Consider the following 22,813-nt stretch of genomic DNA (forward strand, 5'->3'; position numbering starts at 1 on the left):
AGGAGCGACATGAGACCGGATCAGGAGCGGCCCACACAGCGGCTCGTCGCGGTACCACCGCCGCAGTCGCGCCCGCCCGACGCGGATGAGCTGCTGGCCCGGGTGGGCCGCGGCGACGAGCGGGCCTTCACCGAGCTCTACGACCTGGTGTCCGCCCGCGTGTACGGGCTGGTCCGCCGGGTCCTGCGCGACCCCGCCCAGTCCGAGGAGGTCACCCAGGAGATCATGGTCGAGGTCTGGCGTACCGCCGGCCGCTTCGACCCGGCCCGGGGCTCGGCCACCGCCTGGGTCTTCACCATCGCCCACCGCCGGGCCGTCGACCGGGTGCGTTCGGAGCAGGCCGGCGTCGAGCGGGTCCGCCGGGCCGCCGCGGTCAGCGCCGAGACGCCCTACGACGAGGTGGTCGAGGCCGCGACCGCCCGCATCGAGCGGCAGCAGGTGCGCCGGTGCCTCGACGGCCTGACCGAGCTCCAGCGCGAGGCGATCACGCTGGCCTACTACGGTGGCAACAGTTACCGGGAGGTCGCGGATCTCCTCGGTACCGCGCTGCCGACGATCAAGACCCGGATGCGCGACGGCCTGATCCGCATGCGCGACTGCCTGGGGGTGGCGTTGTCATGACGGGAGCCGTGGACATTCATGCGCTCGTCGGCGCGTACGCCCTCGACGCCGTCGACGACCTCGAGCGGGTCGCGTTCGAGCGGCACCTGCGCGACTGCCCCGCCTGCTCGGCCGAGGTCGCCGAGCTGCGCGAGACCGCGACCCGGCTGGCCGGCCCGGTCGCCGAGGCGCCGCCGCCCCGGCTGCGCGGCGCCGTGCTGGCCCAGATCGCGAGCACCCCGCAGGAGCGCATCCGCCCCGCACCGGCCCAGCGCCGGGAGCCCGGCCGGTGGCGGACCTGGGTCGCCTCGGCCGCGGCGGCCGTCCTCTTCGCCGGCGGGGTGAGCACCGGCACGTGGGCGCTCACCCGGCAGCACTACGCCTCGAGCGCGTCGATCGACGCCGTGCTCGCGGCCGCCGACGCCCACCTGGTCAGCCAGGAGGTCGAGGGCGGCCGGATCACCATGGTCGTCTCCCCGTCGCACAACGCCGGAGTGGCCCTGCTCAGCGGCCTCCGCAAGCCCGACGGGGCCTACCAGCTGTGGATGGTCGACCCCGCCGCTTCCGCCTACCGTCCGGTGGGCCTGACCGAGGCGGGCAGCGGCCGGTTCTACATCGAGGGCCTGGAGCCGGCCTTCGGCCTGAGCAAGGAGCCGAAAGGCGGGTCCACGACCGGCACCCCGACCGAGATCGTCGGAAAGCTAAATCTCCGCTAGCTCGGCCAGGTCGTCCGCGGTGGGCTCCCAGCCCGCCGCGGCGACGTTGGCCGCGACCTGCTCGGCCTTCGTCGCGCCGGCGATCACGCTGGCGACCGCCGGCTTCGCGGCCAGCCCGCCGATGGCGACGGTCAGCAGGTCGAGGCCGCGCTCGGCGCCGAACGCGGCGAGGCGCTCGATGCGGTCCCACGGCGCGCCGGCGAGCACGCGCTCCATGCCCTCGCGGGCCAGCCGGGTGCCGGCGGGCGGGGCGTCGCCGCGGCGGTACTTGCCGGTGAGCAGGCCCATCTCGAGCGGGAAGAACGGCAGCAGGCCGAGGCCGAAGCGCTCCAGCGCCGGCACGAGCTCGGCCTCGACGCTCCGGTCGAGCAGGGAGTACCGGTTCTGGGCGCTGACGAACGGGGTCAGGTGCCGGGTCTCGGCGACCCAGGCCGCGTCGGCGGTCTGCCAGCCGGAGAAGTTGGAGTGGCCGATGTACCGCACCTTGCCCGAGCGGACCAGGTCGTCCAGCGCGGCCAGGGTCTCCTCGATCGGGGTGGCCGGGTCGGGCCGGTGCAGCTGGTACAGGTCGATGTAGTCGGTGCCGAGGCGGCGCAGCGAGGCCTCGGCGGCGCGCACGACGTAGCGCCGGCTCCCGCGGGCGCCCCAGTCCGGGCCGTGCAAGCCGCGGGCGTCCATGCCGAACTTGGTGGCCACGACCACGTCGTCGCGGTGCTTGCCGAGGGCCGCGCCGAGCGCCTCCTCGGACGAGCCGGGCGTGGCGCCGTAGATGTCGGCGGTATCAAAGAGGGTCACGCCGTGGTCGAGGGCCGCGGCGACGACCTCCGCGCTGCTCGCGGCGTCGATCCGGCCGAACTGGTTGCAGCCGATGCCGACCACGGAGACGGTGAGGCCCGAGCGCCCGAGGCGCCGGTAACGCATATCAATCACTCCCGTGATACTAGGCACGCCTGCTCGACGGCGTTGGTGACCTGGGTACGCTCTTGGGTGTGACTGCTCCGGTGATCAGCGAGATTCTGCAGCGTGCCGCCGACGGCGGGCGGATCGGCGCGGACGAGGCGCTCCTGCTCTACACGGAGGCGCCCTTCCACGCGCTGGGCGAGGCCGCCGACACGGTGCGCCGGCGTCGCTACCCGGACAACATCGTCACCTACATCATCGACCGCAACATCAACTACACCAACGTCTGCGTCACGGCCTGCAAGTTCTGCGCCTTCTACCGGGCGCCGAAGCACGACGAGGGCTGGACGCACGGCACCGAGGAGATCCTGCGCCGCTGCGCGGAGGCGGTCGACCTCGGCGCGACCCAGGTGATGCTGCAGGGCGGGCACCACCCCGACTACGGGGTGGAGTACTACGAGGAGCTCTTCTCCGCGGTCCACGAGGCGTTCCCGGGCCTGGTCATCCACTCGATCGGCCCGTCCGAGGTGCTGCACATGGCCAAGGTCTCGGGCACCTCGATCGAGGAGGCGATCACCCGGATCAAGGCGGCGGGCCTGGCCTCCATCGCCGGCGCCGGCGCGGAGATGCTGCCCGACCGGCCCCGCAAGGCGATCGCGCCGCTGAAGGAGTCCGGCGCGCGCTGGCTCGAGGTCATGGCCGTCGCGCACAAGCTGGGCGTCTCCTCGACCGCGACGATGATGATGGGCACCGGCGAGACCAACGCCGAGCGCATCGAGCACCTGCGGCTGATCCGCGAGGTGCAGGACCAGGCGGTCGCCAACGGCTACTCGGTCGAGGCCGACCTGGCCGGCACCGTCGGCGGGTTCCGCTCCTTCATCCCGTGGACCTACCAGCCGGAGAACAACCACCTCAAGGGGCGCACGCAGGCCACCAGCCTGGAGTACCTGCGGCTGGTCGCGGTCGCCCGGCTGTTCTTCGACAACATCCCGCACCTGCAGTCCTCGTGGCTGACCACGGGCAAGGACGTCGGCCAGGTGTCGCTGCACCTCGGCGTCGACGACCTCGGCTCGATCATGCTGGAGGAGAACGTGATCTCCTCCGCCGGCGCCCGGCACCGCTCGCGCCTGACCGAGCTGGTGCAGATGATCCGGGGCGCGGACCGCATCCCGGCCCAGCGGGACACGCAGTACCGCCACCTCGAGGTGCACTGGACCGAGGCGGACGATCCGACCGACGAGCGGGTCCAGTCGCACTTCTCCTCCATCGCCATCCCCGGCGGCGGCACGGGCCGCAGCCTTCCTCTTACTCCGGTGAACTCATGAGCCGCGCCTCCCTGGACAAGCAGCCGCACGAGGTCGCGGCGATGTTCGACGGCGTCGCCCGCCGTTACGACCTGACCAACACGGTCCTGTCGGGCGGCCGCGACCGCATGTGGCGCCGCGAGACGCGCCTGGCGCTGGGCCTCAAGGACGGCGAGAACGTGCTCGACCTCGGCGCCGGCACCGGCGTGTCGACGCTGGAGCTGGCCCGCTCGGGCGCCTACGCGGTCGGCGCCGACATCTCGGTCGGCATGCTGCAGGCGGGCCGTGCGAAGCGCCCCGAGGTGCCGCTGCTGGCCGCCGACGCGCTGCACCTGCCCTTCGCCGACCGGACGTTCGACGCGGTCACGATCTCCTTCGCGCTGCGCAACATCGCCGACACCGCCGGGGCCCTGGCCGAGATGGCCCGCGTGACCAAGCCGGGCGGCCGCCTGGTGATCTGCGAGTTCTCGACCCCGACCTGGCGGCCGTTCCGCGCCGCCTACCAGGGCTACCTGGTGGGCGCGATCCCGCCGATCGCGAAGCGGGTGTCGAGCAACCCGGACGCCTACGTCTACCTCGCCGAGTCCATCAAGGCCTGGCCGGACCAGCAGGGGCTGTCCGCCAAGATCGCCGAGAACGGCTGGCGCAAGGTCGCGTGGCGCAACCTGACCGGCGGCGTGGTGGCGCTGCACCGCGGCTTCCGCATCTGACACCTTTCACAATGCGCCGCGCGGTTACTCACGATAACCGTGCGGTGACGCTCTGCCCACGACAAGCTGGGTCAGTGGATCACGAAACGCGCGCCGGGTGTACAGATCAAAGGTGTCCCCGGTCGGGTGAAAAATTAGGGTCGCCTTACCGGCAGCGGCGCACTTCACGGTTCTAGACTGCTCCTCGGGCGACTTTGTGAAGACTTTCACGAGCCGAGCGGAAGTAGAACGGTAGGGGGTGTGACGGCTGTGACCGACACCGGGAAAGACGCGGATGTCATCGTCGTCGGCGCCGGGCCGGGCGGCTCGTCCGCGGCGTTTCACCTCGCCCGGCACGGGCTTCAGGTCCTGCTGCTGGAGAAGACCGAGTTCCCGCGCGAGAAGGTCTGCGGCGACGGGCTCACGCCCCGCGCGGTGAAGCAGCTCGTGAAGATGGGCATCGACACCACCGAGGAGAAGGGCTGGCTGCGCAACCGCGGCCTGCGCGTCATCGGTGGCGGGGTGCGCCTCGAGCTCGACTGGCCGGAGCTCGCGAGCTTCCCGGACTACGGGCTGACCCGCACCCGCATGGACTTCGACCAGATGCTGGCGACCGCCGCGACCGACGCCGGCGCCGTGCTGCGCAGCGGTACCAACGTGACCGGGCCGATCCTCGACCGCACCGGGCGTGTGGTCGGCGTCGCGGCCACCGGGCGGGATCGGGAGCCGCTGGAGTACCGCGCCCCGCTGGTCATCGCCGCCGACGGCGTCTCCGGGCGGCTCGCGCTGGGGCTGGGCATCGCCAAGCGCGACGACCGGCCGATGGGCGTGGCCGTGCGGCAGTACTTCCGCAGCGAGACCCGCCACGACGACGACTACCTGGAGTCCTGGCTCGAGCTGCGCAGCCGCGAGTCGGGCGACAAGCTCCTGCCGGGCTACGGCTGGATCTTCGGCCTCGGCGACGGCCGGGTCAACGTCGGCCTGGGCGTGCTCAACAGCAGCGTCGCCTACGGCAAGACCAACTACAAGACGCTGCTCGCCGACTGGCTGGACAACACCCCGGCCGACTGGGGCCTGTCCGACCCGGCCAACGCCGACGGCAAGGCCCAGGGCGCGGCGCTGCCGATGGGCTTCAACCGGGTGCCGCACTACTCCCGGGGCGTGCTCCTCGTCGGCGACACCGGCGGCATGGTCAACCCCTTCAACGGCGAGGGGATCGCCTACGCGATGGAGTCCGGCGAGCTGGCGGCGGAGATCGCCATCCAGGCGCTGGCCCGTCCGCAGGGCACGGCGCGCGAGCGGGTGCTCGCCAACTACCCGACCGAGCTCAAGGCCCGCTACGGCGGGTACTACCGGCTCGGGAACGTGTTCGTGAAGCTCATCGGCAATCCGCAGGTGATGCGGATCGCCACCAAGCACGGCATGCCCCACCCGACCCTCATGCGGTTCGTGCTGAAGCTCCTCGCCAACCTCACGGACCCGCGAGGGGGCGACGCGATGGACCGCGTGATCAACGCCATGACCCGCCTGGCGCCAGCCGCCTGATCCCCAAACGTACTGGCCAAGGCCGCATTTGGGGTGCCCCGGACGAAGCCGTCCAGGTCTCACCGAATAGTGTTAAACCGCATACAGCTTGAGTGGTCCCCGGAGCCGACCGCCCCGTGGGCTCGCCGAAAGGACGGAGCAGCACGATGTCGCTGGCGCCGTACGTACCGATTCTCGGGCTCTTCGCCCTGGCCGCCGCATTCGCCTTGTTCTCGGTGGCGGCCGCACCGTTCGTCGGGCCGCGCCGATACAACCGCGCGAAGCTCGACGCCTATGAGTGCGGCATCGAGCCGACCCCGCAGCCTGTCGGCGGTGGCCGCTTCCCGGTCAAGTTCTACCTGACCGCGATGCTGTTCATCGTTTTCGACATCGAGATCATCTTCCTGTACCCGTGGGCCGTGAACTTCGACGCGCTCGGCCTGTTCGGGTTCGTGGAAATGGTGCTGTTCATCGTCACCGTGTTCGTCGCGTTCGCCTACGTCTGGCGCCGCGGCGGGCTGGATTGGGACTGAGCCATGGGCATCGAGGAAAAGGTACCGACCGGCATTCTGCTGACGTCGGTCGAGAAGCTGGTCAACTGGTCTCGCAAGGCGAGCTTCTGGCCGGCCACCTTCGGCCTGGCCTGCTGCGCCATCGAGATGATGGCGACCGGCGCCGCGCGCTACGACCTGGCGCGCTTCGGCATGGAGGTCTTCCGGGCCAGCCCGCGCCAGGCCGACCTGATGATCGTGGCCGGCCGGGTGAGCCAGAAGATGGCCCCCGTCCTGCGCCAGATCTACGACCAGATGCCGGAGCCCCGCTGGGTGCTCTCGATGGGCGTCTGCGCCTCCAGCGGCGGCATGTTCAACAACTACGCGATCGTCCAGGGCGTGGACCACATCGTGCCCGTGGACATGTACCTGCCGGGCTGCCCGCCACGGCCGGAGATGCTCATCGACGCCATCCTGCGCCTGCACGACAAGGTCATGGCCGAGCCGCTGGGTGACCGGCGCCGCCGCATGATCGAGGCGCGGGTCGAGCGCGACGGCGCCCCGGTGGTCGCGCCCGGCGCGATGCCGTCCAGCTACCGCTTCGACAAGGCGCGGCGCGCCGAGTGGACCAAGGCCGTCGCCGCGGGCCGCGAGGAGCAGCTGCGCATCGAGAAGTGGATGGAAGAGCGGGCGAACCTGTCCGGAGGGTCGAAGTGACGAACGTAGAGCCGGTCGGCGCCGAGCTGGGCGCCCCCGCCCAGACCCCGCCGTCGACGGCCGCCGGGCGCGGCATGTTCGGCGTGCAGGGCAGCGGCGACACGTCGGGCTTCGGCGGCCTGCGCCGCCGGCGCGCGGTCGAGCTCGACTCGCCGCGGCCCTTCGGCGGCGACTTCGACGAGGTCGTGGACGCCCTCGAGGAGGCCTTCCCGGGCTTCGACGACGCGATCGAGCGGATCGTCGTCGACCGGGGCGAGCTGACGCTGCACATCGTGCCGGAGCGCATCGCCGAGGTCTGCCAGGCGCTGCGGGACGACCACGCGCTGCGCTACGAGCTGTGCTCCTCGGTGTCCGGGGTCGACTACCTCGGCAGCGACGGCCGGCGGCTGCACGCGGTGTACCACCTGACGTCGATGACGTTCCGCCGCCGGATCCGCCTCGAGGCCGCCGTGACGGCCGAGGACCCGCACCTGCCGAGCGTCACCCAGGTCTACCCGACCGCCGACTGGCAGGAGCGGGAGACCTACGACATGTTCGGCATCGTCTTCGACGGCCACCCGAACCTGACCCGGATCCTCATGCCGGACGACTGGGAGGGCTTCCCGCAGCGGAAGGACTACCCGCTCGGCGGCGTGCCGGTCGAGTACAAGGGTGCGGAGATCCCGCCGCCGGACCAGCGGAGGAGTTACCTGTGACCACCGATTACGCCGCCGCCCGCGAAACCACCGAGGGCAAGGTCTTCACCGTCACCGGCGGGGACTGGGACACGATCGTCAACGAGGCCGGCTCCGAAGAGCGCATCGTCGTCAACATGGGCCCCCAGCACCCGTCCACCCACGGGGTGCTGCGCCTGGTGCTGGAGCTCGAGGGCGAGACGGTCACCGAGGCGAGGACCGTCGTCGGGTACCTCCACACGGGCATCGAGAAGAACCTGGAGTTCCGCAACTGGACCCAGGGCACCACGTTCGTGACCCGCATGGACTACCTCGCGCCGATGTTCAACGAGACCGGCTACTGCCTGGCGGTCGAGAAGCTGCTCGGCATCGAGGACCAGATCACCGCGCGGGCCCGCACGGTCCGCGTGCTCATGATGGAGCTCAACCGGATCTCCTCCCACCTGGTCTGGCTCGCCACGACCGGTATGGAGCTCGGCGCCCTGTCGATGATGATCTACGGCTTCCGCGAGCGCGAGTACATCCTCGACATCTTCGAGATGATCTCCGGCCTGCGGATGAACCACGCGTACATCCGCCCCGGCGGCCTCGCCCAGGACGTCACGGACGAGGCGATCGGGAAGATCCGCGAGCTGCTCGGCTGGATGCCGGACCGCATCAACATGTACGAGGACCTGCTCTCGGGCAACACGATCTGGCGCGAGCGCACCCAGGGTGTCGCCGTGCTCGACGTGACCGGCTGCGTGGCCCTGGGCATCACCGGGCCGGTGCTGCGCTCGGCCGGCCTGGGCTGGGACATCCGCAAGCACCAGCCGTACTGCGGGTACGAGACCTACGACTTCGAGGTCCCGACCGCGACGACGGCCGACGCGTGGGGCCGGTACCAGGTGCGGCTCAACGAGATGCGCCAGTCGCTGCGGATCGTCGAGCAGGCGCTGGACCGGCTCGAGCCCGGCCCGATCATGATCGCCGACAAGAAGATCGCGTGGCCGGCGCAGCTGGCGGTCGGCGGCGACGGCCTGGGCAACTCGCTCGAGCACGTCGCCAAGATCATGGGCCAGTCGATGGAGGCCCTGATCCACCACTTCAAGCTGGTGACCGAGGGTTTCCGGGTGCCGCCCGGCCAGGTGTACGTGCCGATCGAGGCGCCCCGCGGCGAGCTCGGCGTGCACGCGATCTCCGACGGCGGCACGCGCCCGTTCCGGGTGCACTACCGCGAGCCCAGCTTCATCAACCTGCAGGCGATCCCGGCGATGGCGGAGGGCGGCCTGCTCGCCGACGTCATCGTGGGCGGCGCCTCGCTCGACCCCGTCATGGGTGGGTGTGATCGTTAATGGTGTTCAGTGACCTCACGCGTGACCGCGCGCGTCAGATCATCGCGCGCTACCCCGAGGGCCGCTCGCGCTCGGCGCTGCTGCCCCTCCTGCACCTGGTGCAGTCCGAGGAGGGGTTCGTCTCGCCGGACGGCATCGCCTTCTGCGCCGACATCCTGGGCATCACCAAGGCCCAGGTCGGCGCGGTCGCGACGTTCTACACCATGTACAAGCGCAAGCCGACCGGCGACTGGCTGGTGAGCGTCTGCACCAACACGATGTGCGGCGTGCTCGGCGGCGACAAGGCGTACGAGGCCCTGAGCGAGTACCTCGGCGTCGGGCACGACGAGACGACGGCCGACGGCAAGATCACGCTGGAGCACGCCGAGTGCCTCGCGGCCTGCGACTACGCGCCGGTCATGACGGTCAACTACGAATTCTTCGACCAGGTCAACGACGACACCGCGCTGAAGCTGGTCAAGCAGCTGCAGGACGGCGAGCGTCCGCAGCCCAGCCGCGGCACCCGCCTGTGCACGCTCAAGGAGATGGCGGTCCAGCTGGCCGGCTTCGCCGACGACCGCGGCGACGAGGTCATCGCCGACGGGCCGGCCGGCGCCCCCACCCTCGCGGGCAACCGGCTCGCCGAGCGCTTCGGCATCTCGGTGCCGGGCTTCGACCCGGAGACACCGATCGCCAAGAAGGAAGACGCGGCCGCCAAGCAGGCGCCGCCCGCGGCCCCGGCATCGACGCCCAAGCCGGCATCGGACGGCAAGCCGGCGGGCGACGGACCGCTGCCGCAGAAGGAGGCGAAGGCCTGATGGCCGTGGACTACCAGCCCTCGCAGGACTCGCTGTCGAGGCTCACGCCGGTGCTCACCAAGCGCTGGCTCTCGCCCGACGCGTGGAAGCTCGACGTTTACGAGCGCCTCGACGGTTACTCGGCCCTGCGCAAGGCGCTCAAGGCCCACCCGGATGACCTGATCCAGCTGGTGAAGGACTCCGGTCTGCGTGGCCGCGGCGGCGCCGGCTTCCCGACGGGCATGAAGTGGGGCTTCATCCCGCAGAACGACGGCAAGCCGCACTACCTCGTGGTCAACGCCGACGAGGGCGAGCCGGGCACCTGCAAGGACCTGCCGCTGATGATGGCCGACCCGCACGCGCTGGTCGAGGGCGTCATCATCGCCTCCTACGCGATCCGCGCGAACTACGCCGCGATCTACATCCGGGGCGAGGCGGTGCACGCGGCCCGGCGGCTGCGGGCGGCGGTGGAGCAGGCCTACGCCAAGGGCTACCTCGGCGCCAACATCCTCGGCAGCGGCTTCGACCTGGACCTGATCGTGCACAGCGGCGCCGGCGCCTACATCTGTGGCGAGGAGACCGCGCTGCTGGACTCGCTGGAGGGCTACCGCGGCCAGCCCCGGCTGCGCCCGCCGTTCCCGGCGACCCACGGCCTCTACGCCTCCCCGACCGTCGTGAACAACGTCGAGACGATCGCCAGCGTGCCGTACATCGTGCTCGGCGGCTCGGCGTGGTTCCGCAGCATGGGCACGGAGAAGTCGCCGGGCCCGAAGATCTACTCGATCTCCGGGCGGGTCAACAACCCCGGCCAGTTCGAGTGCGGCCTCGGCGTCACCCTGCGGCAGCTCATCGACCTGGCCGGCGGCATGCAGGACGGCCACCAGCTCAAGTTCTGGACGCCGGGCGGCTCCTCCACGCCGATGCTGACCGACGAGCACCTCGACACCCCGATGGACTTCGAGGGCATGATGAGCGTCGGCACGATGCTCGGCACCACCGCGGTGCAGGTCTTCTCCGACCAGGACGACATCGTCTACGCGACCTACCGGTGGATCGCCTTCTACCACCACGAGTCGTGCGGCAAGTGCACGCCGTGCCGCGAGGGCAACTACTGGATGGTGCGCATCCTGCACCGCATCCTGGCCGGCCAGGGCACGCTCCAGGACCTCGACACGCTCCTGGACGCCTGCGACAACCTGCTGGGCCGCTCGTTCTGCGCGCTCGGCGACGGCGCGACCAGCCCGGTGATGTCCTCGATCAAGTACTTCAAGCAGGACTACCTGGACTACATCGAGGGCCGCAAGGCGCCGATGTTCCACGGCGAGCTGGTAGGAGCCCACTGAGATGACCGACGTGGTTCCCGCGACCGAGACCGTGAAGCTCACCATCGACGGCGTCGAGGTCGAGGCGCCCAAGGGTGCGCTCGTCATCCGGGCCGCCGAGCAGGTGGGCATCTCGATCCCGCGGTTCTGCGACCACCCGCTGCTCGCGCCGGCCGGCGCCTGCCGCCAGTGCCTGGTCGACATCGAGGGCCAGCGCAAGCCGGTCGCCTCGTGCACCCAGCCGGTGGCCGAGGGCATGGTCGTGAAGACCCAGATGACCTCCGAGGTGGCCAAGAAGGCCCAAGAGGGCATCATGGAGTTCCTCCTCATCAACCACCCGCTCGACTGCCCGGTCTGCGACAAGGGCGGCGAGTGCCCGCTGCAGAACCAGGCGATGAGCAACGGCCAGTCCGAGTCGCGGTTCGTCGAGCACAAGCGGGAGTTCCCCAAGCCGCTGCCGATCAGCACGCAGGTGCTGCTCGACCGCGAGCGGTGCGTGCTCTGCCAGCGCTGCACCCGCTTCTCCGACGAGATCGCCGGCGACAAGTTCATCGACCTGATGGAGCGCTCGAGCAACGAGCAGATCGGCGTGTTCCGGGGCGACCCGGACTCGCCCGAGAGCGACGCCCCGTTCAACAGCTACTTCTCGGGCAACACGATCCAGATCTGCCCGGTGGGGGCGCTTACCAGCTCGCAGTACCGCTTCCGCGCCCGGCCCTTCGACCTGGTGTCGACGCCCAACGCGTGCGAGCACTGCGCGGCGGGCTGCGACCAGCGGGCCGACCACCGCCGCGGCAAGGTCATGCGCCGCCTGGCCGGCGACGACCCGGCGGTGAACGAGGAGTGGAACTGTGACAAGGGGCGCTTCGCGTTCCAGTACGTCACCGCCACCGACCGCCTGACCACGCCGCTGGTGCGCGACTCGAAGACCGGCGAGCTGCGCACGGCGAGCTGGCCCGAGGCGCTCAGCTTCGCCGCGGCCGGCCTGGCCGCCGCGAAGGACAACGGCGGCGTCGGGGTGCTGGCCGGCGGCCGGCTGACCGTCGAGGACGCGTACGCGTACGCCAAGTTCGCCCGCGTCGCCCTCGGCACCAACGACCTCGACTTCCGCGCGCGGCCGCTGTCGGCGGAGGAGACCGAGTTCCTCGGCTCCCACGTCGTCGGGCGGGCCGACGTGACCTACGCGGACATCGAGCGGGCCCCCGCGGTCGTCTTCGTCGGGCTGGAGCCCGAGGAGGAGTGCCCGATCATCTTCCTGCGGGCGCGCAAGGTGTACCTCAAGCGCGGCCTGCCCAGCTACGCGGTCGCCCCGTTCGTCAGCCGCGGGTACAGCAAGCTCGGCACGACGGTCCTCCTCACCGCCCCCGGCGGCGAGGCCGAGGTGCTCGGCGCGTCCGAGCAGCTGCGCGACGCGCTGTCGGCCGAGGGCGCGATCATCTTCGTCGGCGAGCGCCTGGCGACCGTCCCCGGCGGCCTGTCCGCCGCGGCCCGCCTGGCCGAGTCCACCGGCGCCCGCCTCGCCTGGGTCCCGCGCCGCGCGGGCGACCGGGGCGCGGTCGAGGCCGGCGTGCTGCCGACCCTGCTGCCGGGCGGCCGCCAGGTCTTCGACCCGGCCGCGCGCAGCGAGGTCGCCACCGCGTGGGGCCTGGACGCGGGCGTGCTGCCCAGCGCCTCCGGCCGCGACACCGACGGGATCGTCGCCGCCGCCCGCGAGGGCCGGCTCGGCGCGCTCGTCGTCGGCGGCGTGGACCCGGCCGACCTGGCCGACCCGCTCGCGGCCGAGGAGGCCCTGGCCAACGTCGGCTTCGTGGTCAGCCTGGAGCTGCGGATGAGCGCCGTCGCCAAGCGCGCCGACGTCGTCCTGCCGATCGCCCCGGCGGTCGAGAAGTCCGGCTCCTACGTCAACTGGGAGGGCCGGGTCCGTCCGTTCGGCACCGTGCTCAAGACCCAGGCCATGAGCGACGCCCGCGTCCTCGACACGCTGGCCCGCGAGCTCGGCGTGCAGCTCGGCGTCGGCGACGTCGAGGCGGTCCGGGCCCAGCTGGCCGCCCTGGCCCAGCTGCCGCTGCCGGGCACGGTCGCGGTCGGCACGGTCGGCGCGGGCAACCCGAGCCTGGTCCGCGGCACCGCACCGGACGTGGCGCCGGGCGCGCCCGCGAAGCCGGCCGATGGCCAGGCGGTCCTCGCCTCCTGGCACCACCTGATCGATGGCGGCTCGCTGCAGGACGGGGACGGCCACCTGGCCGGGACCGCCCGCCCGGCCGTGGTCCGGATCTCCAAGAGCACCGCGGCCGACCTCGGCGTGGTGGACGGGGACGCGGTGACCGTCGGCACCGAGCGGGGCGCGATCACCCTGCCGGCGCTCGTCACCGACATGGTCGACGGGGTCGTGTGGATCCCGACGAACTCACCGGGCTCGACCCTGCGCCGCACGCTCGGCGTGACCGAGGGCGCGCTGGTCGAGATCAGCACTGGGGGTAGCACGAGATGACATCCGCCGCCGGCAACCTCGACGAGTTCGGCCAGGACGTTTGGTGGCTGGTCCTCGCCAAGGTCGTCGTGATCTTCGCGTTCCTCGTCGTCATGACGCTGTTCGCCATCTGGTACGAGCGCCGCGTCGTGGCCCGCATGCAGGTGCGGCCCGGCCCGAACCGCAACGGCCCCTTCGGCCTGCTGCAGTCGCTGGCCGACGGCCTCAAGCTGGCGTTCAAGGAAGACATCATGCCGCGCCTGGCGGACAAGGTGGTCTTCTTCTTCGCGCCGGTGATCTCGACGATCACCGCGTTCACCGCGTTCTCGGTCATCCCGTTCGGCCCGGTGGTGTCGGTCTTCGGCAACCACACGCCGCTGCAGCTGACCGACATCCCGGTGGCCGTGCTGCTGGTGCTGGCCTGCTCCTCGATGGGCATCTACGGCGTCGTGCTCGGCGGCTGGGCCTCCGGCTCGACGTACCCGCTGCTCGGCGGCCTGCGCTCGACTGCCCAGATGATCTCCTACGAGGTCGCGATGGGCCTGTCGATCGTCTCGGTCTTCCTGGTCTCGGGCACGATGTCGACCTCGCAGATCGTCGCGGCCCAGGCCGGTAACGGCACCGCGGACGTCTTCGGCATGACCTGGCACCTGCCGGCCTGGTACGGCATCCTGCTCATCCCGAGCTTCCTGATCTACTTCACCTCCGCGGTCGGTGAGACCAACCGGGCCCCGTTCGACCTCCCCGAGGCCGAGTCGGAGCTGGTCGGCGGCTTCCACACCGAGTACTCGTCGCTGAAGTTCGCGCTGTTCTTCCTCGCCGAGTACGTCAACATGGTCACCGTCTCGGGCCTGTGCACGACGTTGTTCCTCGGCGGCTGGCGCGCCCCGTGGCCGCTCTCGCTGTGGGACGGCGCGAACCACGGGTGGTGGCCGGTGCTGTGGTTCACGATCAAGGTACTGCTGCTGCTGTTCGTCTTCGTCTGGCTCCGCGGCACGCTGCCCCGCCTGCGCTACGACCAGTTCATGCGCTTCGGCTGGAAGGTGCTCATCCCGGCCAACCTGGTCTGGATCCTGGCGCTGTCCGGCATCCGGGTGCTGCAGAACGGCGGCATCAGCACCGGCGCCCGCACCGGCGTGATCATCGGGATCGTCGTGCTCGTGGTGCTGGTCCTGGCGATGGTCGCGCTCCAGCGCTCCCGCCGGGGCGCCGGCGTCGAGCTGCCGCCGGTCCATCCGGACGGCCGCGTCGGTGGGGCGAGCGGCTTCCCGCTGCCGCCCATGAACCTCGAGGTGCCGCCCAGCCCGCGGGCCAAGCGCGTGATCGTCGAGCGGGAAACCGTCCCGACCGGCAAGGAGAGCTGACTTATGAGTGAGCGAAGCGAGCGAATCATGTTGCAGCCGCTGACTCATGCCGGCGCGGAGCGAAGCGGAGCGGTGGCATGAGCTTTGGTGGAACCCTCAAGGGATTCGGGGTCACCTTCTCGCACATGTTCAAGAAGGTGGTCACCGAGGAGTACCCGGAGGAGCGCAAGGTCGTTGCTCCGCGGTACCACGGCCGGCACATTCTCAACCGCTGGCCGGACGGGCTCGAGAAGTGCATCGGCTGCGAGCTGTGCGCGTGGGCCTGCCCGGCGGACGCGATCTACGTCGAGGGCGCGGACAACACCGAGGACGAGCGCTTCTCGCCCGGTGAGCGCTACGCCGAGACGTACCAGATCAACTACGCCCGCTGCATCTTCTGCGGGCTGTGCATCGAGGCCTGCCCGACCCGCTCGCTCACCATGAGCAACGAGTACGAGCTGGCCCGCGACAACCGCCGCGATCTGATCTTCACCAAGGAGCAGCTGCTCGCGCCGCTGCTGCCGGGGATGGAGCGCCCGCCGCACGACATGCGCCTGGGCGACACCGAGAAGGACTACTACGTCGGCGCGCTGGAGAACCCGGGCACCTCCGCCGGTGCCGAGCGGTCCAAGGGGGTCCACTCGTGAACGGTCCGAAGCGGAGCGGAGGGGCCGTTCACCGGCTGGCTCAGGCTCTTGGTCAGGCGGCCGACGAGCGCAGCGAGGAGGACGCGTGACCAGCACCCTGGCGCTGCAGACGCTTGCGGGCGCGGGCGACGTGAAGGGCGGCGAGGCCGTCACCTTCTGGATCCTCGGCCCGCTCGCGGTGCTCGGCGCGCTCGGCATGGTGTGGGCCCGCAACGCGGTGCACTCCGCCCTGTCGCTCATCATCACGATGCTCAGCCTGGGCGTGTTCTACATCCTGCAGGCGGGTCCGTTCATCGGCATGGTGCAGATCATCGTCTACACCGGCGCCATCATGATGCTGTTCCTGTTCGTGCTCATGCTCGTCGGCCGTGACTCCTCGGACTCGCTGATCGAGACGTTGCGCGGGCAGCGGATGGCGGCCAGCCTCCTGGGCCTCGGCCTGGCGCTGCTGCTGGGCATCGGGCTCTACCGGGCGCTCGGCGACTCCGACCCGAAGGGCCTGGTCGACGCGAACTCGGCCGGCAACGTGATCGGGATCTCGCGCCTGCTGTTCACCAAGTACGTCTGGGTCTTCGAGGTCACGTCCGCCCTGCTGATCACGGCGGCGGTCGGCGCGATGATCCTGGCCCACGCCGAGAAGCGCAAGGAAGACAAGGTCAGCCAGCCGGAGCGCATGGTGGCGCGCTTCCGCCCGGGCAACTACCCGGCGCCGAAGCCCGGACCCGGCGTCTTCGCCGGCTCCGACTCGGTGGCTACCCCGGCGCGACTGCCCGACGGCACGCCGGCCGACCGCAGCATCTCCAAGATTCTGCCGACCCGGGAGTTGACGTCCGCGGACGTCGCACCGAAGGGGACCGAGAAGTGACTCCGACGTACTACATCGTCCTCGCGGCGATCCTGTTCACGATCGGCGCGGTGGGCGTGCTCATCCGCCGGAACGCGATCGTGCTGTTCATGTGCATCGAGTTGATGCTGAACGCGGCCAACCTCGCGCTGGTCACGTTCAGCCGGATCAACGGCACGCTCGACGGGCAGATCATGGCGTTCTTCGTCATGGTCGTGGCGGCGGCCGAGGTCGTCGTCGGCCTGGCGATCATCATGTCGATCTTCCGGACTCGGCGCTCGGCCAGCGTCGACGACGCGAACCTGCTGAAGTACTAAGGAGCGGGTGGTGGAACAAATCGCCTTCTCGGCGGCGACCGGGTGGCTGGGCACGTTCTGGCTTCTCCCGGCGATCCCGCTGGCGAGCGCGGCAGTGCTGCTGCTGCTCGGCAAGCGGGCCGACCGCTGGGGTCACTGGCTCGGCGTGCTCAGCGTCGCCGCCTCATTCGTGCTGGGGCTGACGTACTTCTTCACCCTCCGCGGGCTGGAGAACCGCTCGGGCGTCGAGATCAAGCTGTGGGACTACATCGGCGTCGGCAGCTTCCACGTCGACCTGGGCCTGCTGTTCGACCCGTTGTCGGCGATGTTCGTCCTGCTCATCACCGGCGTCGGCTCCCTGATCCACCTCTACGCGGTGGGGTACATGGAGCACGACCCGGGGCGCCGGAAGTTCTTCGGCTACTTCAACCTGTTCATCGCGGCGATGCTGTTGCTGGTCCTCGGCAACAACTACGTGATGCTCTACTTCGGCTGGGAGGGCGTGGGTCTCGCCTCCTACCTGCTGATCTCCTTCTGGTACCTGCGCCCGAGCGCGGCGACCGCCGGGAAGAAGGCGTTCCTGATGAACCGCGTCGGTGACGCGGGCTTCGCGATCGCGATCTTCATGATGTTCGCCTACCTCGGCACCGTGGACTACGCCGAGGTGTTCAACAGCGTCGGCGGCCTGGGCAAGGGCCCGGTCCTCGCGATCGCGCTGCTGCTCCTGCTCGGCGCGGCCGGCAAGTCCGGCCAGTTCCCGCTGCAGGCCTGGCTCCCCGACGCGATGGAGGGCCCGACCCCGGTCTCGGCCCTGATCCACGCGGCCACGATGGTGACCGCGGGCGTGTACCTCATCGCCCGCTCCCACCCGATCTTCGACGCCTCGCCCGACGCGCAGACCGTGGTGGTCGCCGTCGGCGCGCTGACGCTGCTGATGGGCTGCATCATCGGCTGCGCCAAGGACGACATCAAGCGGGTGCTGGCCTGGTCGACGGTGAGCCAGATCGGGTACATGTTCCTGGGCGTCGGGCTCGGCGGGGCGGCGTACGCGCTGGCCCTGATCCACCTGCTCGCGCACGGCTTCTTCAAGGCCGGCATGTTCCTCGGCGCGGGCTCGGTCATGCACGGCATGCACGACCAGACCGACATCCGCCGCTTCGGCAACCTGCGCAAGTACATGCCGATCACCTGGATCACGTTCGGTCTGGGCTGGCTGGCGATCATCGGCATCCCGCCGCTGTCCGGCTTCTTCTCCAAGGAGCCGATCATCACCGCGGCGTTCGAGCGCGAGGGCTGGCAGGGCTGGCTCTTCGGCGGCGCGGCCCTGCTGGGCGCCGGGCTCACCGCGTTCTACATGACCCGGCTCTTCTGGTTGACGTTCCACGGCCCGGAGCGCTGGACCGACGACATCAAGCACCCGCACGAGTCGCCGAAGATCATGACCGTCCCGCTGATCCTGCTGGCGATCGGCTCGGTCGGGGCCGGATGGCTGCTCTCCACCTCGGTGCCCGAGTGGCTGACGCCGGTTTACGGCTCGGAGCACGCGGAGCCCGCCCGCCACATGAACGAATGGCTCATGAAGGGTGCCGGCATCCTGGTCACGCTGATCGGCGCCGGGCTCGCCATCGCGATGTACAACCGGGGCACGGCCCTGGAGGAGGAGCCGGCCGGGCCTCTGGTCACCGCGGCCCGCCAGAACCTCTACACCGACGCGTTCAACGAGATCGTGTTCGAGGCGCCCGGCCGCTACCTGACCCGCGCCCTGGTCTACCTCGACAACCGCGGCATCGACGGGCTGGTCAACGGCCTGGCGGCGGGCGTCGGCGGCGGATCGGGCCGACTGCGCCGGGCCCAGACCGGGTTCGTGCGCTCCTACGCCCTTTCCATTCTTGGAGGTGCGGTGCTCGTGGTGGCCGCCACGCTTGCGGTGAGGTTCGGATGAGCCACTTCCCCTACCTGACCGTCCTCACGGCCGCGCCGCTCGTCGGCGCGGCGACGGTCGCGCTGCTGCCCAAGGACAAGCCCGAGCTCGCCAAGCGCGTCGCGCTGGCCTGGTCGGTCGTGGTCCTGGGGCTGGGCGTCGGCCTGTGGGCGCAGTTCAAGCCGAACGGCGACCGCTTCCAGCTCAAGGACTCCTGGACCTGGATCCCCCAGTGGGGAGCCAAGTTCACCTTCGCCGTCGACGGCATCGCGCTCGTCATGATCGCGCTGATCGCCCTGCTGGTGCCGCTGGTCATCCTGGCCTCGTGGCACGACGCGGAGACCAGCAAGCGGTCGGTGCCGGCGTACTTCGCCCTGCTGCTCGCCCTCGAGTGCACGATGATCGGCGTCTTCGCCGCCCAGGACGTGTTCCTGTTCTACGTGTTCTTCGAGGTCATGCTCGTGCCGATGTACTTCCTGATCGGCTCGTACGGCGGGCGGAACAAGCAGTACGCGGCGGTGAAGTTCTTCCTGTACTCCCTGCTCGGCGGCCTGTTCATGCTCGCCGCGCTGGTCGGGCTGTGGGTGCTGGGCGGGGAGACGTTCGACTGGCAGACGCTGGTCAACGCCGACTTCTCCACCAACACCGAGCGCTGGCTGTTCCTCGGGTTCTTCCTCGCCTTCGCGATCAAGGCGCCGTTCTTCCCGTTCCACACCTGGCTGCCCGACGCCGGTGGCGCCGCGCCGGCCGGGGCGGCCGCGCTGCTGGTCGGCGTGCTGGACAAGGTCGGGACGTTCGGCATCCTGCGGTACTGCCTCCCGCTCTTCCCGAACGCGTCGAAGGACTTCGCGTGGCTCGGGCTCACGCTCGCGCTCGTCGGCATCATCTACGGCGCGCTCGTGGCGATCGGCCAGCAGGACCTCAAGCGCCTGGTGTCGTACACGTCCATCGCGCACTTCGGCTTCATCGGCATCGGCGTGTTCGCCTTCACCTCGCAGGCCGGCACGGGCGCGGTGCTGTACATGGTCAACCACGGCCTCGCGACCGGCCTGCTGTTCCTGGTCGTCGGCATGCTGGTGGCCCGCCGGGGCAGCGCGCTGGTGACGGACTTCGGCGGCGCCGGCAAGCTCCTGCCGGTGCTGGCGGGCGTGTTCTTCATCGCCGGCCTCGCCTCGCTGGCACTGCCCGGCACCTCGCCCTTCGTCTCCGAGTTCCTGGTGCTCATCGGCACGTTCACGGTGAACAAGACGGTCGCGATCATCGCCACCGCCGGCATCATCCTGGCGGCCGGCTACGTGCTCTGGATGATCCAGCGCACCACGCAGGGCACCCTGAACCCGAAGCTGGCCGAGATCAAGGCCATGGGGCGCGACCTGTCGGTGCGCGAGGCGGTCGTGGTCGCCCCGCTCATCGCCCTGATCCTGCTGCTGGGCTTCTACCCCAAGCCGCTGACCGATGTGATCAATCCGGCGGTGAAGGCGACCATGCAGGACGTCGGCAAGACCGACCCGAAAGCCACCGTGGGTACCGTGGAGGCCGGCAAGTGAACGACAAACTCCAACTGCCGCACCTGGACTACGCGGCGCTCGCGCCGATGCTGATTCTCTTCGGCATCGCCTGCGTCGGGGTCCTCGTCGAGGGCTTCGTGCCCCGGCGCGTGCGGCACACCGTCCAGCTCACCCTGGCGCTGGCCGGCCTCGTGGCCGCGCTGGTCATGGTGATCCGCCAGGGCGACAACCCGGTCATCACCGCCTCGACCGCGGTCGCCGTGGACAAGCCGGGCCTGTTCCTCTCCGGCGCGATAATCGTGCTGGGCATCGTCGCGCTGCTGCTGATCGGCGAGCGCACGCTGGAGCCGGGCGGCGCGTTCGTCGCGCAGGCGGCGGTCACGGCCAACACCGACCGCGACCGTGAGCAGGCCCAGCACACCGGCGGGGCGACCGAGGTCTTCCCGCTGACGATGTTCGCCCTGGGCGGCATGCTGCTGTTCACCACCGCGAACGACCTGCTGACCATGTTCGTCGCGCTCGAGGTCTTCTCGCTGCCGCTGTACCTGCTCTGCGCGCTGGCTCGCCGCCGGCGGCTGCTGTCGCAGGAGGCCGCGATGAAGTACTTCCTGCTCGGCTCGTTCGCCTCGGCGTTCTTCCTGTTCGGCATCGCGCTGGTCTACGGCTACGCGGGCCAGGTGGACTTCAAGGCGATCGACTCGGCGATCCAGGCCGGGGGCAAGGACGACATCCTGCTGTACGTCGGGCTGGCCATGCTCGCCATCGGCCTGCTGTTCAAGGCGGCCGCGGTGCCGTTCCACGTGTGGACGCCGGACGTGTACCAGGGCGCCCCGACGCCGGTCACCGCGCTCATGGCGGCCTGCACCAAGGTCGCCGCCTTCGGCGGGCTGCTGCGCCTGGTCTACGTGGGCTTCCACCGCACCGAGTGGACGATCCAGCCGGTGCTGGGCACCATCGCGGTGCTCACGATGATTCTCGGCGCGATCCTGGCGGTCACCCAGACCGACATCAAGCGCCTGCTGGCCTACTCGTCGATCGCCAACGCCGGCTACCTGCTCATCGGCGTGATCTCGCTCAACGAGAAGGGCCTTTCCAGCTCGCTGTTCTACCTCGTGGCGTACGGCTTCACCGTGCTCGCCGCGTTCGGTGTCGTCACCCTGGTGCGCGACGCGGACGGCGAGGCCACGCACCTGTCGCGCTGGGCCGGGCTCGGGCGGCGCTCTCCGCTGTACGCCTCACTCTTCACGTTCATCCTGCTGGCCTTCGCCGGCCTGCCGCTCACCAGCGGCTTCACCGCCAAGGTGGGCGTGTTCGCGGCGGGTGTCGAAGGCCACCAGACCTGGCTCGTGATCGCCGGCGTGGTGAGCTCCGCCATCCTCGCCTTCCCTTACCTGCGGGTGGTCGTCATGATGTGGCTGTCCGAGCCGGGCGAGACCACGCCGGCGGTGTCCATCCCGGGCGCCATGACGGCGGCCGCGCTGGTCATCGGGACGGTCGCGACGCTGGTCCTGGGCATCGCGCCCGGTGCACTGCTCGAGGTCACGGAGCACGCGGGGAAGTTCCTCGGCTAACCTGTCGGCAAAACCCGACGGTGACGTCCCCCGTGGCCTGCCACGTGGGGACGTCCCTGTATCGGGAGTTGGAAGTTCGTATGGCATCGTTGGAGCTGTGGTGAGTACGGGAACCGTGCAGTCGGTTGCTTCGGTCGGCCTGACGCTGGCCGATCCGGAGCTTGAGCGCAACGTGACGGCGATCCTCCGGGACGTCGAGGCGGTGCTGATCGACTCCGTGCACAGCGCCAACCCGATGGTCACCGAGGCGGCCCGCCACCTCGTCGACGCGGGCGGCAAGCGGGTGCGCCCGCTGCTCGTGGGCCTGGCCGCCCAGTTCGGCGACGCGACCTCCCGTGAGGTCGTCATCGCCGGCGCGGTCGTCGAGCTGACCCACCTCGCCACGCTGTACCACGACGACGTCATGGACGAGGCCCAGGTGCGCCGCGGCGCGCCCAGCGCCAACTCCCGCTGGGGCAACGCGCTGGCCATCCTCGTCGGCGACTACCTGTTCTCGCGCGCCGCGGACCTCGCCGCCGAGCTGGGCGTGGACGCCGTCAAGATCCAGGCGAGCACGTTCTCGCGCCTGGTGCACGGCCAGATCGACGAGACCGCCGGTCCGCTGGACGGCGAGGACGCGATCCAGCACTACCTGCGCGTCCTGGAGCACAAGACCGGCTCGCTCATCTCGACCAGCGCCCGCTTCGGCGCGATGTTCGGCGGGTGCCCGCCCGAGCAGGTCGAGGCGCTGGCGACGTTCGCCGAGACGTTCGGGATCGCCTTCCAGCTCTCCGACGACCTGATCGACATCGCGAGCGACGCCACGGAGTCCGGCAAGACGCCCGGCACCGATCTGCGCGAGGGGGTGCCGACGCTCCCGGTGCTGTACGCGCTGGCGTCCTCCGACGACGACGTGGCCTCGGTGCGCCTGCGCGACATCCTCGCGGCGGGGCCGGTGACCGACGACGACCTGCACGCCGAGGCGCTCGGCCTGCTCCGCGACTCGACCGCCCTCAAGCAGGCCCGCGAGACCGTCCGGGGCTACGCAGACGCCGCTCGCGGGGCGCTGGCGGTGCTCCCCGAGGTGCCCGCCCGCGTGGCCCTGGAGTCCCTCTGCGACTTCATCGCGGACCGCACCAACTGACGTTTCCCGGCATCGACCGACGCCCGTCAATGTGACTTTCACC

General features: G+C 70.4%; 21 protein-coding genes. 20 read left to right on the plus strand and 1 reads right to left on the minus strand.

Annotated features, from left to right (window positions below; genetic code table 11):
• Positions 1 to 9: 9 nt before the first annotated feature.
• The gene (locus ACPPVO_RS00885) at positions 10 to 621 is read left to right on the plus strand and encodes a sigma-70 family RNA polymerase sigma factor (protein ID WP_426509230.1); all 612 of its coding nucleotides are present in this window, start codon (positions 10 to 12) and stop codon (positions 619 to 621) included.
• A complete protein-coding gene (locus ACPPVO_RS00890) occupies positions 618 to 1,316 on the plus strand; it encodes an anti-sigma factor (protein WP_426509232.1) in 699 nt (232 codons plus the stop codon). Before ACPPVO_RS00885 ends, ACPPVO_RS00890 begins: the two co-directional genes overlap by 4 nt.
• On the opposite strand, the gene ACPPVO_RS00895 is transcribed toward ACPPVO_RS00890, so the two are convergent.
• Positions 1,302 to 2,237, minus strand: a complete 936-nt coding sequence (locus ACPPVO_RS00895) for an aldo/keto reductase (RefSeq protein ID WP_426514488.1) — start codon at positions 2,235 to 2,237, stop codon at positions 1,302 to 1,304. The two genes, ACPPVO_RS00890 and ACPPVO_RS00895, sit on opposite strands and share 15 nt — an antisense overlap.
• A gap of 68 nt (positions 2,238 to 2,305) precedes the next feature.
• Here ACPPVO_RS00895 and mqnC point away from each other — a divergent pair, with 68 nt between their 5' ends.
• The 18 genes from mqnC (at position 2,306) to ACPPVO_RS00985 (ending at position 22,770) form a co-directional block, all read left to right on the plus strand.
• Positions 2,306 to 3,541 carry a cyclic dehypoxanthinyl futalosine synthase gene (gene mqnC / locus ACPPVO_RS00900; RefSeq protein ID WP_426509234.1) on the plus strand — a complete coding sequence of 412 codons (1,236 nt, stop codon included), beginning with the start codon at positions 2,306 to 2,308 and terminating at the stop codon, positions 3,539 to 3,541.
• The gene (locus ACPPVO_RS00905) at positions 3,538 to 4,230 is read left to right on the plus strand and encodes a demethylmenaquinone methyltransferase (RefSeq protein ID WP_360367554.1); all 693 of its coding nucleotides are present in this window, start codon (positions 3,538 to 3,540) and stop codon (positions 4,228 to 4,230) included. The genes mqnC and ACPPVO_RS00905 overlap by 4 nt, the downstream gene beginning before the upstream one ends.
• 249 nt (positions 4,231 to 4,479) lie before the next feature.
• Positions 4,480 to 5,754 carry a geranylgeranyl reductase family protein gene (locus ACPPVO_RS00910; RefSeq protein WP_426514489.1) on the plus strand — a complete coding sequence of 425 codons (1,275 nt, stop codon included), beginning with the start codon at positions 4,480 to 4,482 and terminating at the stop codon, positions 5,752 to 5,754.
• A 146-nt stretch (positions 5,755 to 5,900) separates the two neighbouring features.
• On the plus strand, positions 5,901 to 6,266 hold the full coding sequence (locus ACPPVO_RS00915) for an NADH-quinone oxidoreductase subunit A (RefSeq protein WP_360367551.1): 366 nt from the start codon (positions 5,901 to 5,903) through the stop codon (positions 6,264 to 6,266).
• 3 nt (positions 6,267 to 6,269) lie between these two features.
• On the plus strand, positions 6,270 to 6,941 hold the full coding sequence (locus ACPPVO_RS00920) for a NuoB/complex I 20 kDa subunit family protein (protein WP_426509236.1): 672 nt from the start codon (positions 6,270 to 6,272) through the stop codon (positions 6,939 to 6,941).
• Entirely contained in the window at positions 6,938 to 7,636 is a 699-nt protein-coding gene (locus ACPPVO_RS00925) for an NADH-quinone oxidoreductase subunit C (protein ID WP_426509238.1), read from the plus strand. The genes ACPPVO_RS00920 and ACPPVO_RS00925 overlap by 4 nt, the downstream gene beginning before the upstream one ends.
• Positions 7,633 to 8,949: an NADH-quinone oxidoreductase subunit D gene (locus tag ACPPVO_RS00930; RefSeq protein ID WP_426509240.1), complete on the plus strand. Its 1,317-nt coding sequence runs from the start codon at positions 7,633 to 7,635 to the stop codon at positions 8,947 to 8,949. Before ACPPVO_RS00925 ends, ACPPVO_RS00930 begins: the two co-directional genes overlap by 4 nt.
• Positions 8,949 to 9,746, plus strand: coding sequence for an NADH-quinone oxidoreductase subunit NuoE (nuoE, locus tag ACPPVO_RS00935; RefSeq protein ID WP_426509242.1), 798 nt, complete (start codon positions 8,949 to 8,951; stop codon positions 9,744 to 9,746). Before ACPPVO_RS00930 ends, nuoE begins: the two co-directional genes overlap by 1 nt.
• Positions 9,746 to 11,068, plus strand: a complete 1,323-nt coding sequence (nuoF, locus tag ACPPVO_RS00940; RefSeq protein ID WP_426509244.1) for an NADH-quinone oxidoreductase subunit NuoF — start codon at positions 9,746 to 9,748, stop codon at positions 11,066 to 11,068. The genes nuoE and nuoF overlap by 1 nt, the downstream gene beginning before the upstream one ends.
• A 1-nt stretch (position 11,069) precedes the next feature.
• Positions 11,070 to 13,538, plus strand: coding sequence for an NADH-quinone oxidoreductase subunit G (locus tag ACPPVO_RS00945; RefSeq protein WP_426509246.1), 2,469 nt, complete (start codon positions 11,070 to 11,072; stop codon positions 13,536 to 13,538).
• Positions 13,535 to 14,881, plus strand: coding sequence for an NADH-quinone oxidoreductase subunit NuoH (nuoH, locus tag ACPPVO_RS00950; protein WP_426509248.1), 1,347 nt, complete (start codon positions 13,535 to 13,537; stop codon positions 14,879 to 14,881). The genes ACPPVO_RS00945 and nuoH overlap by 4 nt, the downstream gene beginning before the upstream one ends.
• A gap of 77 nt (positions 14,882 to 14,958) precedes the next feature.
• Entirely contained in the window at positions 14,959 to 15,507 is a 549-nt protein-coding gene (gene nuoI, locus ACPPVO_RS00955; protein ID WP_426509250.1) for an NADH-quinone oxidoreductase subunit NuoI, read from the plus strand.
• Positions 15,508 to 15,604: 97 nt separating this feature from the next.
• Complete coding sequence (locus ACPPVO_RS00960) at positions 15,605 to 16,372, plus strand: NADH-quinone oxidoreductase subunit J (RefSeq protein ID WP_426514490.1); 768 nt, start codon at positions 15,605 to 15,607, stop codon at positions 16,370 to 16,372.
• Positions 16,369 to 16,668 (plus strand): NADH-quinone oxidoreductase subunit NuoK, encoded by a 300-nt coding sequence (gene nuoK / locus ACPPVO_RS00965; RefSeq protein ID WP_190254991.1) that lies wholly within the window; start codon positions 16,369 to 16,371, stop codon positions 16,666 to 16,668. The genes ACPPVO_RS00960 and nuoK overlap by 4 nt, the downstream gene beginning before the upstream one ends.
• A gap of 10 nt (positions 16,669 to 16,678) precedes the next feature.
• A complete protein-coding gene (gene nuoL, locus ACPPVO_RS00970; RefSeq protein ID WP_426509252.1) occupies positions 16,679 to 18,589 on the plus strand; it encodes an NADH-quinone oxidoreductase subunit L in 1,911 nt (636 codons plus the stop codon).
• The gene (locus ACPPVO_RS00975; protein WP_426509254.1) at positions 18,586 to 20,115 is read left to right on the plus strand and encodes an NADH-quinone oxidoreductase subunit M; all 1,530 of its coding nucleotides are present in this window, start codon (positions 18,586 to 18,588) and stop codon (positions 20,113 to 20,115) included. The genes nuoL and ACPPVO_RS00975 overlap by 4 nt, the downstream gene beginning before the upstream one ends.
• A 47-nt stretch (positions 20,116 to 20,162) precedes the next feature.
• A complete protein-coding gene (gene nuoN / locus ACPPVO_RS00980; RefSeq protein WP_426514491.1) occupies positions 20,163 to 21,647 on the plus strand; it encodes an NADH-quinone oxidoreductase subunit NuoN in 1,485 nt (494 codons plus the stop codon).
• Between the two features lie 100 nt (positions 21,648 to 21,747).
• A complete protein-coding gene (locus ACPPVO_RS00985; RefSeq protein ID WP_426509256.1) occupies positions 21,748 to 22,770 on the plus strand; it encodes a polyprenyl synthetase family protein in 1,023 nt (340 codons plus the stop codon).
• Positions 22,771 to 22,813: the final 43 nt, after the last annotated feature.

Origin of the sequence: Dactylosporangium sp. McL0621 (assembly GCF_049995355.1) — a bacterium.
In the GTDB taxonomy this organism is placed as follows: domain Bacteria; phylum Actinomycetota; class Actinomycetes; order Mycobacteriales; family Micromonosporaceae; genus Dactylosporangium.